This is a genomic window from Streptomyces sp. NBC_00637, assembly GCF_045161545.1.
GTDB lineage: Bacteria > Actinomycetota > Actinomycetes > Streptomycetales > Streptomycetaceae > Streptomyces.
This window is the reverse complement of record NZ_CP109046.1, coordinates 5020563-5034447: the sequence shown is the minus strand read 5'-3', so window position 1 is coordinate 5034447 and position 13885 is coordinate 5020563. Positions and strand designations below refer to the sequence as shown.

The following is a 13885-nucleotide window of genomic DNA, read 5'->3' as shown; positions in this document are numbered from 1 at the left end:
GGGTCCGGTCTTCCAGCGCGTACGGCGTTCGAGGACGAGGCCTTCAGGGCCGTCGGGGTCTGGTGGCACGGCCCCTTCAGGACTGTCGGGGTCCGGGGCCCCGGCCCCGGGCTCGGTTCGCCGTGCCGCCCGACCGGCACGAGATCCGCCGATCGCCGACGACCAAAGCAAGCGCTTAGTAAATTGCGGTCAGGGTCACACCGCCACCCCCGTGACCCAGCCCATACGGACAGGTAACTTCCCAGACAGCCCCGCTCGTACATACCCCTTGGAGCCGTGATGCCCGAAGCAGTCATCGTCTCGACCGCCCGCTCACCCATCGGCCGCGCTTTCAAGGGTTCCCTGAAGGACCTGCGCCCGGACGACCTGACCGCCACGATCATCCAGGCCGCCCTCGCCAAGGTCCCCGAGCTGGACCCGAGGGACATCGACGACCTGATGCTCGGCTGCGGTCTGCCCGGCGGCGAGCAGGGCAACAACCTCGGCCGCATCGTGGCGGTGCAGATGGGGATGGACCACCTCCCCGGCTGCACGATCACCCGTTACTGCTCCTCGTCCCTTCAGACCAGCCGGATGGCGCTGCACGCCATCAAGGCCGGCGAGGGCGACGTCTTCATCTCGGCCGGTGTCGAGCTGGTCTCCCGGTTCGCGAAGGGCAACTCCGACAGCCTGCCCGACACGCGCAACCCGTTCTTCGCCGAGGCCGAGGCCCGCACCGCGGCCGTCGCGGCCCAGGAGGGCACCACCTGGCACGACCCGCGCGAGGACGGCCTCGTCCCGGACGCCTACATCGCGATGGGCCAGACCGCCGAGAACCTGGCCCGCCTCAAGGGCGTCACCCGCCAGGACATGGACGAGTTCGGCGTCCGCTCGCAGAACCTGGCCGAGGAAGCCATCAAGAACGGCTTCTGGGAGCGGGAGATCACCCCGGTGACGCTCCCCGACGGCACGGTCGTCAGCAAGGACGACGGCCCGCGCGCCGGCGTCACGCTGGAGGGCGTCCAGGGCCTGAAGCCGGTGTTCCGCCCCGACGGCATGGTTACCGCCGCCAACTGCTGCCCGCTCAACGACGGCGCCGCCGCGGTCGTCGTCATGAGCGACACCAAGGCCCGCGAGCTCGGCCTCACCCCGCTCGCCCGCATCGTGTCCACCGGCGTCTCCGGTCTGTCCCCCGAGATCATGGGCCTGGGCCCGGTCGAGGCGAGCAACCAGGCGCTGCGCCGGGCCGGCCTGACCATCGACGACATCGACTTGGTCGAGATCAACGAGGCGTTCGCCGCCCAGGTGATCCCGTCCTACCGCGAACTCGGCATCGACCTGGACAAGCTGAACGTCAACGGCGGCGCCATCGCCGTCGGCCACCCCTTCGGCATGACCGGCGCCCGCATCACCGGCACGCTGATCAACTCCCTCCAGTTCCACGACAAGCAGTTCGGCCTGGAGACGATGTGCGTCGGCGGCGGCCAGGGCATGGCGATGGTCATCGAGCGCCTGAGCTGATCACGCTCACCGAGGCCCGCGGCAGGGCCTCTGCGTAACCGTTTCAGCACCTGACGTGACCGATCGGCCCGGAGTCCGGAAAGCCCCTGGATTCCGGGCCGTTTTGTGATCCAATCTCCCCCAGGATGTGACCTATCTCCCTCCCCGGAGGGATTTACGCAGCTCAGCGCCTTTCGGCACCAAACCCCGGGCTCAAACTCCTGCCCGTTTCGTGACGTTACGCACTGACAGCTGGATAGTCCGCCCTTCAAGCTGATGTAGGAAGTCGGGGGTCGACTTTGAACCGGGAGTACGTCAGTGAGCGCCATGCCGATCGCCTTGCTGGTCACCACGGCCGCCACGGGCGCCGTGGGCGTCGCCGTCCTGCGCACCCTCTTGCAGTTGCGCCGGCAGGTGGCCGCCCTGCACACCCAGCTCGCCAAGGACGCCAGGAACGCCGAGGAGTGCGCCGCCGAACTGCGCGGCTTCGTCCCGGCGGCCCGCACCACGGCCGACGCGGCGGAGATACGCGCCGCCGTCGCCGAGGCGCTCGCGGAGGAGCGGGAGCGGGAGCTGGCCGAGGCGCGCGCGTTCTGGGCCGCCCAGGAGGCGCGTGACGCCTCCGACGCCCCCTCCCTGCTGGGCCTCCCGGACAGCGAGCTGTTCCTGCCCCGCCAGACCGACTTCGTGGGCATGGAGCCCCTGGAGCCGGTGAGCGAGCCGACCGGGGACGCCGACGAGTTCGCCGGGGACTCCGCCGAACTGGCCGCGGCCCGCCGCCGTCACCCGTCACACCCCGACTTCGTACCCGTGCAGTCACCGGTCGTGAACGACCACGAGCGCACGGTGGCGACGCTCGAGGAACTGGCCTCGTCCCAGATCGAACTGACCGACGTGCGCCCGGGGCCGCTCGGCACCCTCGACGTCTACGTCTTCGCCGACGGCACCACCCTGTGCATGACCCCGGGCCACCGCGAGACGGCGGAACGCCTCGCCGCCGCCCTCACCGCGGGCGAGACGCCGTTCCTGCTGGGCGGCTCGGGCATATCGGGCGCGTACACCCTGACGTTCCAGTGCGGCGCCGAGAACGTCTACATCCTGGCCGACCGGGTCATAGCGAGCCTGTGAGGCTCACACGGCCGCCCGTTTCTGCGCCTGCGCCACCAACTCCAGAGCTTCCCGAACCTGGCCCTCGTCCGTGAGTACGAGGGCCAAGTCGTGCGCCGCGACGGTGATTTGATCGGCGGCGGCGAACATCCCGGCGTCCGGCATCTCGCGCGGCGGCGTACCGGGCTCCTCGATGAGCTGCGCCCGCCGGACCAACTCCCTGGCCAGCGCCAGCGCCTCCGCGGCCGCGCCTCTCTGGAGCCGGCTCTGCGAAGCGGCACGCAGACGGTCGGCGAAGTGGTCCACCGCGCGGGTCAGGGACGTCGTATCAGCCACGCCGCGAGACTACGCGTCGCACCGGGACTGTTGCCAACGGGCGAACACTCAGGCACGGTGACCTGAAGGACCGGCTTACATCCCCTTTGCTACCGGAGGCGCCGATGTCCCATGTCCTCTCCGAGGAGACCCACCGCAACATACTGGCCCGCATCCCCCATTGCACCGGTCGTGAGGTCGCCGACTGGCTGCGCACCGTCGACGAAGGCCCCGCTCTCCGCTTCGAGGAGAAGGTCAGCTGGCTACGCGCCGAGCACAACCTCGCGTACGGCCACGCCAAGGCGATCATCCACGAGTACGACCTGAGGAGGGCCGCGCGCAAACTCCTCTAGCGCGCACGCGACACACCACGCCACGGACACGGAGAGGGGCCCCGGGATCGGAATCCCGGGGCCCCTCTCACCGTTCGCGTGGGTCAGTCGCTGTTGAGGATCGAGAGGAGTCGCAGGAACTCCATGTAGATCCACACCAGCGTCATCGTGAGGCCGAAGGCGGCGAGCCAGGCCTCCTCGCGCGGGGCGCCGTACGCGATGCCGTCCTCGACCTGCTTGAAGTCCAGGGCGAGGAAGCAGGCGCCGAGCAGGATGCCGATGACACCGAACACGATGCCGAGCGGACCGCTGCGGAAGCCGAGGCCGTCGCCGCCGCCGAAGACGGTGAACAGCAGGTTCACGACCATCAGCAGGACGAAGCCGAGCGCGGCCGCCATCACGAAGCCGTAGAAGCGGCGGTTGACGCGGATCCAGCCCGCCTTGTACGCCACGAGCACACCGGCGAAGACCGCCATCGTGCCCATCACCGCCTGGGCGACGACGCCGTCCGCGATGTACGTGGAGACCGCGCTGGAGATCACGCCGAGGAAGACGCCCTCGAGGGCGGCGTACGACAGGATCAGCGCGGGGACCGCGCGGCGCTTGAACGACTGGATCAGGGCCAGCACCATGGCGACCAGACCGGCGCCGATGGCGATGCCGTACGACTTGCCGAGGTTGGCCTCGTCGACGGGCAGCAGCGCCCAGGACAGCACCGCGGTGAGGACCACGAGGCCGAGCGTGGTCGCGGTGCGCGCGACGACGTCGTCCATGGTCATCCGGCCGGTGGCGGCCGGGGCCTGCGGCGGTGCGCCGTGCTGAAGGCCCTGCTGGGCGTAAGGGTTCTGCGCGTACGGGTTGCCGGCCGGCTGGGCGTAGGGGTTGCCCTGCTGCGTGCCGACTGCGGGTCCCCCGGCCTGCGGCGCGGCGTTGAAGCCCGCGTAGCCGTTGTCGCGGCTGAACCCCCGTCGCGAGAAGACCGGGTTTCTGCTCCTCATTGCACTCCTCCGTGGCCACACTGCGCGGCCTTGAGCTCAAGGGTAATGGGTAGGCAAAGGATTGACCCTAGTGCTTGGGGAGGATCTTTCCCTCTTCCTGCTGGCCAACACGCTACGTGGCGTCGTGATTCCCGGCACAGGAGGGCCGTATTCATGACCAAGCCGCGACATGGCCGGTACCGCGCGGAGACCGGACGGACCCCGGCGGCCCCGGGCGGGCCCCTGACGGGACCCGCCGTCCGATCACCCGAACGGGAACCCGGTGTACGCCTCGGCCAGGTCGGTCTCGGCGGCCCGGGAGGAGGCGATCCGCTCCAGCCGGGCCAGCTGGAGACGGTCCTCGAAGGGGGTGGCGTCGGGGGCGCGGTGCAGGAGGGTGGTCATGTCGTACGAGAACCGCTCGGCCTGCCACACGCGGCGCAGGCAGGTCTCGGAGTAGGCGTCCAGCAGTGCGGTGGACCCCGTCTCCCGCCGGTGCGTCAGGGCCCGCGCGAAGGTGACGACGTCCCCGACGGCGAGGTTCAGTCCCTTCGCCCCGGTCGGCGGCACGATGTGGGCCGCGTCCCCGGCGAGGAATAGCCGGCCGTGCCGCATGGGCTCGTGCACGTAGGAGCGCATCGGGGTGACCGACTTCTGGGTGATCGCCCCGCGTCGCAGTTTCCAGTCGTCGTCGCTCTCGAAGCGGCGCTCCAGTTCGTCCCAGATCTCCTCGTCCGCCCACGTCCGCGCGTCCGTGCCCTCGGGCACCTGGAGGTAGAGGCGGGAGACGGACGGGGAGCGCATGGACAGCAGCGCGAAGCCGCGGTCGTGGCGGGCGTAGACGAGTTCGTCGTGCGAGGGCGGCACGTCGGCGAGGATGCCGAGCCAGCCGAAGGGGTACGTCCGCTCGAAGGCGCGGGTGAGCGCCGCCGGGATCGCCTGCCGGGCGACACCCCAGAAGCCGTCGCAGCCGACGACGTAGTCGCACTCCAGGACGTCCTCGACGCCCTGGTGGCGGAAGCGGACCCGGGGGTGGTCGGTGGCGGCGTCCTCGACGGCCAGCGCCTCCGCCTCGAACAGCAGCGGGCCGCCGTCCGCGAGCTGGAGGGCGATCAGGTCCTTGCACACCTCGGTCTGCGCGTAGACCGTCACGGACCGGCCGCCGGTGAGGGCGGGGAAGTCGACGCGGTGACGCCGCCGGGCGAACCGCAGCTCTATGCCGTCGTGGCGCAGCCCCACGCGGTCCATGCGCTCCCCGGCGCCGGCCGCGCGCAGGACGTCCACCGTGCCCTGTTCCAGGATCCCGGCGCGCTGGCGCTGCTCGACATAGGCCCGGTCGCGGCTCTCCAGGACGACGGAGTCGATTCCGGCGCGGTGGAGCAGACGGGCGAGGAGGAGGCCGGCGGGGCCGGCGCCGACGATGCCGACGGTGGTGCGCATCGGGCGTTTCCCTTCACTGTTCGCACAGTGAAGTTTTCTTCACTGTATTGGGACGTGAGTCTGCGCCCCGGCCCCGCGGGTGTCAACGGTCGATGCGCGGGTACCTGGACGCGCGGGACACAGGCATGCGGAGTACGGGCATACGGAGTACAGGGGGATGCGGAGCACGGGGACGCGCGGCCAGAGGGTGAACGCGGAGGGAGCCGGCCGCCGCGGCGGTCAATGCCTCGATGGAGGATGCAGCGATCGCCGAGACGTCGGAAGTGCCCAGAGCCGGACTTGAACCGGCACGCCCGCGAAGGGGCAGCGAGGTTTAAGCTCGCCGTGTCTGCATTCCACCATCTGGGCAGGCCTGAGGGCTCCGTTTGAGCTTCCGACCCTATCGGGATCCGTCCCTCGAACAGCGGAACAGCGGACCGATGTTGTCTTATTTTATTGACGCCTGAGGGTGCATCAGCACCTGGAACTCGCCATCTGCACTTGCCAGTAGCCTCGCGCGTGGCAACCGCTTGCGTATGCGGAATGACGGAATTTCACCGTCCGAACGAGGTTGCTCCACCGGTTCTTGACGTCCCGCCCCTCGGGGACGGGGGTCATCCCCAGGTATGACACGGGGGCCCACCGTCCGACCCGAGTCTGCCTTCGGAACCGGAACAGCGGGTGACTACACGGCCGTCGGCGGCCAGGACGATGGTTCACGTCCCCCAGACTTGCCGTCGTCCCGTCAGGAGCCACGCCCGTGACCACCAGCCCCCTCGCCGAGCGGACCACCGCCGTGGCCGCACGCGCCACGGACCTGTCGAAGATCTACGGACAGGGTGAGACCCAGGTGGTCGCTCTCGACCGGGTGTCGGTCGACTTCCGGCAGGCCGAGTTCACCGCGATCATGGGACCGTCCGGCTCCGGCAAGTCCACGCTGATGCACTGCGTGGCGGGTCTCGACAGCTTCTCCTCCGGCTCCGTGCGCATCGGCGACACCGAGCTCGGCACGCTGAAGGACAAGCAGCTCACCAAGTTGCGCCGGGACAAGATCGGGTTCATCTTCCAGGCGTTCAACCTGCTGCCGACGCTGACGGCGATCGAGAACATCACCCTGCCCATGGACATCGCGGGCCGCAAGCCGGACAAGGAGTGGCTGGAAAAGGTCATCGCGATGGTGGGGCTCGCCGACCGGCTGGGCCACCGGCCCTCGCAGCTCTCCGGCGGCCAGCAGCAGCGGGTCGCCGTCGCCCGCGCCCTCGCCTCCCGGCCCGACATCATCTTCGGTGACGAACCGACCGGAAACCTCGACTCGCGCGCGGGCGCCGAGGTGCTGGGCTTCCTGCGCAACTCGGTGCGCGAGCTGGGGCAGACGGTGGTGATGGTGACCCACGACCCGGTGGCGGCGGCCTACGCGGACCGGGTGATCTTCCTGGCCGACGGGCGGATCGTCGACGAGGTGTACGGCCCGACGGCCGACTCGGTGCTCGACCGCATGCTGCGTCTTTCCGGGGGAACTTCCCAGACCCCCGCATCGGACGCCACGGGCCGCACCAGCTGATCCCCCACCGGGACCGATCGCTCGTCGACGAGCAGGACTGAGAAGAACCCATGTTCCGTACCGCCTTGCGCAACGTACTCGCGCACAAGGCCCGGCTCCTGATGACCGTGCTCGCCGTGATGCTCGGCGTGGCCTTCGTGTCGGGGACCCTGGTCTTCACCAACACCCTCTCCAACGCCCTCCAGAAGAGCTCCGCCAAGGGCTTCGACCAGGTCGACGTCGCCGTCACGCCCGAGGTCCAGGACGACGTCGGCGACCGCATCGTCAAGACCCCCGAGCTGACCGGGGCGCTGCTGGAGCAGAGCGCCGGGGTGCCGGGCGCCGCGTCCGCCGTCGGTGTCGTCAACGGTTTCACCGCGATCGCCGACAAGGACGGCAAGCTCATCGGCGGCGGCTTCCAGTCGCAGGGCGGCAACTACTGGGGCGACAAGGACATCCGGTACCCGCTCACCACCGGGCACGCGCCGAGCGGCGCCGACGAGGTCGTCATCGACTCGAAGACCGCCGAGCGCGCCGGGTACGAGGTCGGCGACACCGTTCGGATCTCCGTCGACGGCCCCGTCCTCACCCCGAAGATCACCGGCGTCTTCACCACCGACGACGGCAACGTCGCGGCCGGCGGCAGCCTCGCCCTGTTCGACACGGCGACCGCGCAGACGCTCTTCGGCAAGCCGGGCACCTACGACGAGATCGACGTGAAGGCGGCGGCCGGGACCTCGCAGAGCGCGCTGAAGGCCGCACTGGACGCCGCCCTGCCCAAGGGCAAGGTCGAGACCACCACCGGCAGGCAGCTCGCCGACGACCAGGCGGAGATGATCTCCGCGTCGATGAGCGGGATGAAGCAGGGGCTGCTGGTCTTCGCCGGGATCGCCCTCTTCGTCGGCACCTTCATCATCGCCAACACCTTCACCATGCTGGTCGCCCAGCGCACCAAGGAACTCGCGCTGATGCGGGCCGTCGGCGCCTCCCGCCGGCAGGTCACGCGGTCGGTGCTGATCGAGGCGTTCGTCGTCGGCGCCATCGCCGGGGTGACCGGACTGGTCGCCGGTATAGGCATCGGCGCCGGGCTGCGTTCGCTGCTGGGGACGCTGGGGGCGACCGTCCCCGACGGGCCGCTCGTCGTCTCGGGCGGCACGGTCGCCGCCGCCCTCGTCGTCGGCGTGGTCATCACCATGCTGGCGGCCTGGCTGCCCGGCCGCCGGGCCGCGAAGATCCCGCCGGTCGCCGCGATGAGCAGCGTGCACGCCACCGCGAGCACCAAGTCGCTGGTCCTGCGCAACACCCTGGGCGCGCTGTTCTCGGCGGCGGGCGTCGCCGTGGTGCTGGCCGCGACGACGATGAGCGGCTCCGACGGCCAGGCCCCCATGGGGCTCGGCGCCGTCCTGCTCATCCTCGGCGTCTTCATCCTGACCCCGCTGCTGTCCCGCCCGCTGATCGCGTCCGCCGCACCCGTCCTGCGGATCTTCGGGGTCTCCGGCAAGCTGGCCCGGCAGAACTCGGTGCGCAACCCGCGCCGTACGGCGGCCACGGCCTCCGCGCTGATGATCGGCCTGACCCTGATCACCGGTATGACGGTGATGGCGGGCAGCCTGCAGAAGTCCATCGACAAGATGGCGTCCTCCGCGATCAGCGCCGACTACGTCGTGTCGATGGCGAACGGCAACGAGCTCTCCGCGGACATCGCCGAGAAGCTGAAGGCCACCGACGGGGTGACCGCCACCAGCCCGATGCGCAACGCGCCCGGCCGCATCGACGGCGCGACCGAGTACCTCACCGGCGTCACCGGCTCCACCATCGGCGAGCTGACCGACCTCACGGTGGACGACGGCACCTTCAAGGTGGCGGGCAATCAGGTCGTCGTCGACGACGAACTCGCCAAGTTCCGTCACTGGAAAGCCGGTTCGACCTTCACGGTGAACTACGAGGACGGCAGGAAGCAGCAACTGACGGTCGCCGGGGTCTACGAGGGCAACGAGCTGATCGAGGGCATCCTGCTGGACAACGCCGCCCTCACCCCGCATCTGACGGACCCGGGCGACATGCGGGTCATGGTCAAGACGTCCGGCGGCGCCTCCGACGGCACGAAGGACCGGCTGGAGAAGGCCCTCGGCTCCAACCCGGCCATCAAGGTCCAGAGCAAGAAGGACCTCTCCGACGAGGTCGCGAAGATGTTCACGCTGATGCTGAACATGCTCTACGGGCTGCTCGCGATGGCCGTGATCGTCGCGGTCCTCGGCGTCGTCAACACGCTCGCGATGTCGGTCTTCGAGCGGTCCCAGGAGATCGGGATGCTGCGGGCCATCGGCCTGGACCGGCGCTCGGTCAAGCGGATGGTCCGGCTGGAGTCGCTGGTGATCTCGCTCTTCGGCGGGGTGCTCGGCATCGGCCTGGGCGTCTTCTTCGGCTGGGCGGCCGGTGAGCTGCTCGGCACCAGGATGCCGACGTACGAACTGGTGCTGCCGTGGGCCCGGATGACGGTCTTCCTGGTGCTGGCCGCCGGGGTGGGCATCCTGGCCGCGCTCTGGCCGGCCCGCCGGGCGTCGCGCCTGAACATGCTGGACGCGATCAAGTCCGAGTAGGTCAGGCCCGCACCGGACAGTCCCGAGCAGGACAGGTCCGAGCAGGGAAGACCCGGTCGGGGCCCCGTCGCACGTGCGGCGGGGCCCCTCGTGCGTCGAGCGGCCGTCAGTTCCAGGTGCGGGCGCGCAGCGGCATCCCGGAGTGGCCCGACTCGGGCGTCCGGACGGCCAGGACCTGGTTGACGCCGATCTGGTTGCGTTCGAAGGCGACGGCGGAGGCGGCCATGTAGAGCCGCCAGACCCGGGCGCGGCCGGGGCTGGTGAGGTGGACGGCCCGGCCCCAGTCGGCCTCCAGACGGGCGCCCCAGCGGCGCAGGGTGAGGGCGTAGTGCTCGCGGATCGACTCGACGTCACGGACCTCGAAGCCCGCGCGTTCGAGCTGGCCCACCGTGGTGCCGACGGGGGCGAGTTCGCCGTCCGGGAAGACATAGGCGTCGATGAACGCGTCCACGCCGTACGCCGACTCGTCGTGCTGCGGTCGGCGGGCGATCTGGTGGTTGAGCAGTCGGCCGCCGGGCCGGAGCAGCGCGAACAGGACCTGCGCGTACTCCAGGTACTTCGCGGAGCCGACGTGTTCCGCCATGCCGATGGAGGAGATCGCGTCGAACGGGCCGTCGGTGACGTCCCGGTAGTCCTGGACGCGGATCTCGACCTTGTCGGTCAGCCCGGCGTCGGCGACGCGCTTGCGGGCGAACGCCGCCTGCTCCTGGGAGAGGGTGATCCCGACGACGGTCGCACCGTGCTCGCGGGCCGCGTGGATGGCGAGGGAGCCCCAGCCGCAGCCGACGTCCAGCAGCCGCGAACCCGGTCTCAGGTCCAGCTTGCGGCAGACGAGTTCGAGCTTGTCGTGCTGGGCGCCTTCGAGCGTGCCGTCAGCGGACTCCCAGTAGGCGCACGAGTAGACCATGGACGGACCGAGGACGAGCGCGTAGAAGTCGTTGCCGACGTCGTAGTGGTGGCTGATGGCGCGTCGGTCGGTGCGGCGGGTGTGGAGGTGGCCGGTCCTGCGGACCTCTTCCCGGGGCGGGGCGGGCGGCAGCGGAGGTCCGGCGAGTTTCAGCAGACCGCGCACCGCCGAGCGGACGTCCGGGTCGCGCAGCGCCTGCCCGAGCGTGCGGGCGTCCTCGTCGCGCTCCCAGATCAGGCCGGAGAGCAGCCCGAGAGCGGTGTACAGGTCTCCCTCGATCTCCAGGTCGCCGGCCACCCAGGCGCGGGCGAGGCCGAGTTCGCCGGGCTTGAAGAGCAGCCGGCGCAGGGCCCGGCGATTGCGTACGACCAGCGTCGGCGCATCGGGCGGACCCGCCTGCGAACCGTCCCAGGCGCGGAGGCGCACCGGGAAGGGGGCTCCCAGCAGCTGTTCGACGAGGGCATGGAGCCGCGGCGCGGCGTCAGCCATGATGCACACCTCCGTGACGGGTGATCCCGCAATGTCGTGACACCACGTAAACACGGAAGGGCACCCGTTCCAGTCCCGCGCGGCCGTCACGACTCGGCAAAATACGTGTACATGGCACGCGTATCGGGCCGGCGGCGGACGGCCCGGGCGGGGCGGGGCGGGGCGGAGAACGCCGAAGGGGCCGCCCGCACCACGGATGGCGGACGGCCCCTTCGGGGATGTTGCGGTGACCGGAGGTCAGGAGGCCTTGGCCTTCTCGTTCTCGGTCTTCGCGGCGGCCGGCTTCGCGGCGACCGGCGCCGGCTTGGCGGCCTCGTAGAACTCCTCGCGCGGGGACTCCAGCGCACCCAGCGCCACGACCTCGCGCTTGAGGAACATGCCGAGAGTCCAGTCGGCGAAGACGCGGATCTTGCGGTTCCACGTCGGCATCGCCAGACCGTGGTAGCCACGGTGCATGTACCAGGCGAGACGGCCCTTGAGCTTGATCTTCATCTTGCCCATGACGATCATCGCGACGCCCTTGTGGAGGCCGAGGCCCGCCACCGCACCCTTGTTGGAGTGCGAGTACTCCTTCTGCGGGAAGCCCCGCATACCGGAGATCACGTTGTCGCCGAGGACCTTGGCCTGCCGCAGCGCGTGCTGCGCGTTCGGCGGGCACCAGGCGTTCTCGACGCCGGCCTTGCGGGCGGCGACGTCCGGGACCTGGGCGTTGTCGCCGGCGGCCCAGATGTAGTCGGTGCCCTGGACCTGGAGGGTGGGCGCCGTGTCCACGTGACCGCGGGGGCCCAGCGGCAGGCCGTAGCGGGCCAGCACCGGGTTGGGCTTGACGCCGGCCGTCCACACGATGGTGTGCGAGTCGACCTCGAGGCCGTTCTTCAGCACCACGTGGCCGTCGACGCAGGAGTCCATGGAGGTGGAGAGGTAGATCTCCACACCGCGGCCCTCGAGGTGCTCCTTGCCGTACTGGCCCAGCTTGGGGCCGACTTCGGGAAGGATCTTGTCGGCGGCGTCGACGAGGATGAAGCGCATGTCCTCGCGGGACACCGTCTTGTAGTACTTGGCCGCGTCCCGGGCCAGGTCCTCGACCTCACCGATGGTCTCCGCACCGGCGAAACCGCCGCCGATGAAGACGAAGGTGAGCGCCTTGCGGCGGATCTCCTCGTCGGTCGTGGAGTCGGCCTTGTCGAGCTGCTCGAGGACGTGGTTGCGCAGGCCGATGGCCTCCTCGACACCCTTCATACCGATGCCCTGTTCGGCGAGGCCGGGGATCGGGAAGGTGCGGGAGACCGCGCCGAGCGCGATCACCAGGTAGTCGAAGGGCAGCTCGTACGCCTCGCCGACCAGCGGGGCGATCGTGGCGACCTTGCGGTCCTGGTCGATGGTGGTGACCCGGCCGGTGAGGACCTCCGCCTTGGGCAGCACGCGTCGCAACGGGACGACGACGTGGCGCGGGGAGATGTTGCCGGCGGCGGTTTCGGGGAGGAAGGGCTGGTAGGTCATGTACGACCGGGGGTCGACGACCGTGACGGTCGCCTCGCCGTAGCGCATCTTCTTCATGATGCGCCGAGCTGCGTACAGGCCTACGTACCCACCGCCTACTACGAGGATCCTGGGACGCTCCGTGGTGCTCATGCCATCGAGTATCCACCCGCTCGAGGGGGGTCGCTCGTGCGCCCCTTCACAAGCTTTCCGGGGGTGTGTGCTATCCTCCGCCGCCCGCGTGATCCACGTCATGGCGCGGAGGGGGAACCAGCGTGTACGGCATGGCGTTGTCAATGCCGCGTGAGCTGCCTCTCCGCTCCCGGAGGTGCTCCGTGAGGGCCACCCGGAGCACCCTCGCCGGACCTCCGCGATACGTCCGCCCCCGCCTCTTTTGAACACGTTCACAGGGGTGTTGGGCCCCCGGAAGGGTCAACCGGGGCGCCACTGTCCTCCGACAGGGCCGAATTCCTTGTGAAGAACTTCACGAACTTTCCGCGGGGGTGCCCCCGGAAAGCGTCCGAGGGGCCGCGAAGGGCCCCTCGGGACTGCTCATACGGGCATCCTGCCTGCTCAGCAGAGTGCAAGTATCGGGTCGGCCGACGTCACGCGATCGACCAGGCGATGCCGTCGAGGATCGCGCATGAACACGACTCCCCGAATACATGTCGCGTGTACACGCATGCGCGTACACTGACTCCATGACTGAGAACACCGTGACCGTGCGGGAAGCCCGCGCGCACCTCGCCGACCACATCAACCGGGCCGAGGAAGGAGTTCCGACCGTCATCACGCGTAACGGCGCTCCGGTGGCAGCCGTGGTTCCGATCGCCGACTTCGAGGCACTTGAGGAAGCGGCCGACGTCATGCTGGCGCGCGAAGCCGAAGCGGTGCTGGCCGAGGGCGGCCCCACGGTGACGATGGCCGAACTGTTGGCGGACCTGTTCACCGAGCAGGACGGCGATGCGGCGTGAAGTACGCCTTCCGGTTCACCACGGCGGCGCAGCGGCAACTGAGGGACATCGCTCGGCTCGACGCCATGCGCATCCTGACCGCGCTGACCGCGCTCGGTGACGACCCGTACCGCCAGGACGCCGACGTCAAGAAACTCACCGGCCCGTCCGGGCTCTACCGGCTCGGGGTCGGCAGCTACAGGGTCGCCTACCAGATCAACGACGGTGAGCTCGTCATCCTCGTCGTCAAGGTAGGCGACCGGCGGGACGTCTACCGCAACCTGTAGG

At 69.9% G+C, this 13885-nt stretch carries 12 protein-coding genes and 1 tRNA gene; 7 read left to right on the top strand and 6 right to left on the bottom strand.

The window, feature by feature from the left end; all coding sequences use genetic code 11:
• Positions 1–279 precede the first annotated feature (279 nt).
• Both OG440_RS22125 and OG440_RS22120 read left to right on the top strand, forming a co-directional pair.
• Positions 280–1500, top strand: a complete 1221-nt coding sequence (locus OG440_RS22125; protein ID WP_171397696.1) for an acetyl-CoA C-acetyltransferase — start codon at positions 280–282, stop codon at positions 1498–1500.
• Between the two features lie 297 nt (positions 1501–1797).
• Positions 1798–2607: a hypothetical protein gene (locus tag OG440_RS22120; RefSeq protein ID WP_406008529.1), complete on the top strand. Its 810-nt coding sequence runs from the start codon at positions 1798–1800 to the stop codon at positions 2605–2607.
• 3 nt (positions 2608–2610) lie between these two features.
• On the opposite strand, the gene OG440_RS22115 is transcribed toward OG440_RS22120, so the two are convergent.
• On the bottom strand, positions 2611–2922 hold the full coding sequence (locus OG440_RS22115) for a hypothetical protein (RefSeq protein WP_406008528.1): 312 nt from the start codon (positions 2920–2922) through the stop codon (positions 2611–2613).
• A 104-nt stretch (positions 2923–3026) separates the two neighbouring features.
• On the opposite strand from OG440_RS22115, the gene OG440_RS22110 reads away from it, so the two are divergent.
• On the top strand, positions 3027–3254 hold the full coding sequence (locus tag OG440_RS22110) for a DUF4287 domain-containing protein (RefSeq protein ID WP_020128488.1): 228 nt from the start codon (positions 3027–3029) through the stop codon (positions 3252–3254).
• Positions 3255–3337: 83 nt separating this feature from the next.
• Here the strand turns inward: OG440_RS22110 and OG440_RS22105 are convergent, their stop codons facing one another.
• The 3 genes from OG440_RS22105 to OG440_RS22095 all read right to left on the bottom strand — a co-directional run bounded on the left by OG440_RS22105 (position 3338) and on the right by OG440_RS22095 (position 5998).
• Positions 3338–4231 (bottom strand): Bax inhibitor-1/YccA family protein, encoded by an 894-nt coding sequence (locus OG440_RS22105; protein WP_406008527.1) that lies wholly within the window; start codon positions 4229–4231, stop codon positions 3338–3340.
• A gap of 243 nt (positions 4232–4474) precedes the next feature.
• Positions 4475–5650: a 4-hydroxybenzoate 3-monooxygenase gene (locus OG440_RS22100; protein WP_406008526.1), complete on the bottom strand. Its 1176-nt coding sequence runs from the start codon at positions 5648–5650 to the stop codon at positions 4475–4477.
• Between the two features lie 264 nt (positions 5651–5914).
• Positions 5915–5998: transfer RNA gene (locus OG440_RS22095), tRNA-Leu, on the bottom strand.
• Positions 5999–6389: 391 nt separating this feature from the next.
• Between OG440_RS22095 and OG440_RS22090 the strand changes: the two genes are divergently transcribed.
• Positions 6390–7190: an ABC transporter ATP-binding protein gene (locus tag OG440_RS22090; protein WP_406008525.1), complete on the top strand. Its 801-nt coding sequence runs from the start codon at positions 6390–6392 to the stop codon at positions 7188–7190.
• A gap of 50 nt (positions 7191–7240) precedes the next feature.
• Entirely contained in the window at positions 7241–9769 is a 2529-nt protein-coding gene (locus OG440_RS22085; RefSeq protein WP_406008524.1) for an ABC transporter permease, read from the top strand.
• A 106-nt stretch (positions 9770–9875) separates the two neighbouring features.
• Here OG440_RS22085 and OG440_RS22080 read toward each other — a convergent pair whose 3' ends face one another.
• A complete protein-coding gene (locus tag OG440_RS22080; protein ID WP_406008523.1) occupies positions 9876–11165 on the bottom strand; it encodes a class I SAM-dependent methyltransferase in 1290 nt (429 codons plus the stop codon).
• Positions 11166–11402: 237 nt separating this feature from the next.
• Positions 11403–12797: an NAD(P)/FAD-dependent oxidoreductase gene (locus OG440_RS22075; protein ID WP_406008522.1), complete on the bottom strand. Its 1395-nt coding sequence runs from the start codon at positions 12795–12797 to the stop codon at positions 11403–11405.
• Positions 12798–13345: 548 nt separating this feature from the next.
• Between OG440_RS22075 and OG440_RS22070 the strand changes: the two genes are divergently transcribed.
• Together OG440_RS22070 and OG440_RS22065 are read left to right on the top strand one after the other, a co-directional pair.
• A complete protein-coding gene (locus OG440_RS22070) occupies positions 13346–13618 on the top strand; it encodes a type II toxin-antitoxin system Phd/YefM family antitoxin (protein WP_406008521.1) in 273 nt (90 codons plus the stop codon).
• On the top strand, positions 13615–13884 hold the full coding sequence (locus OG440_RS22065) for a type II toxin-antitoxin system RelE/ParE family toxin (RefSeq protein WP_406008520.1): 270 nt from the start codon (positions 13615–13617) through the stop codon (positions 13882–13884). The genes OG440_RS22070 and OG440_RS22065 overlap by 4 nt, the downstream gene beginning before the upstream one ends.
• Position 13885: the final 1 nt, after the last annotated feature.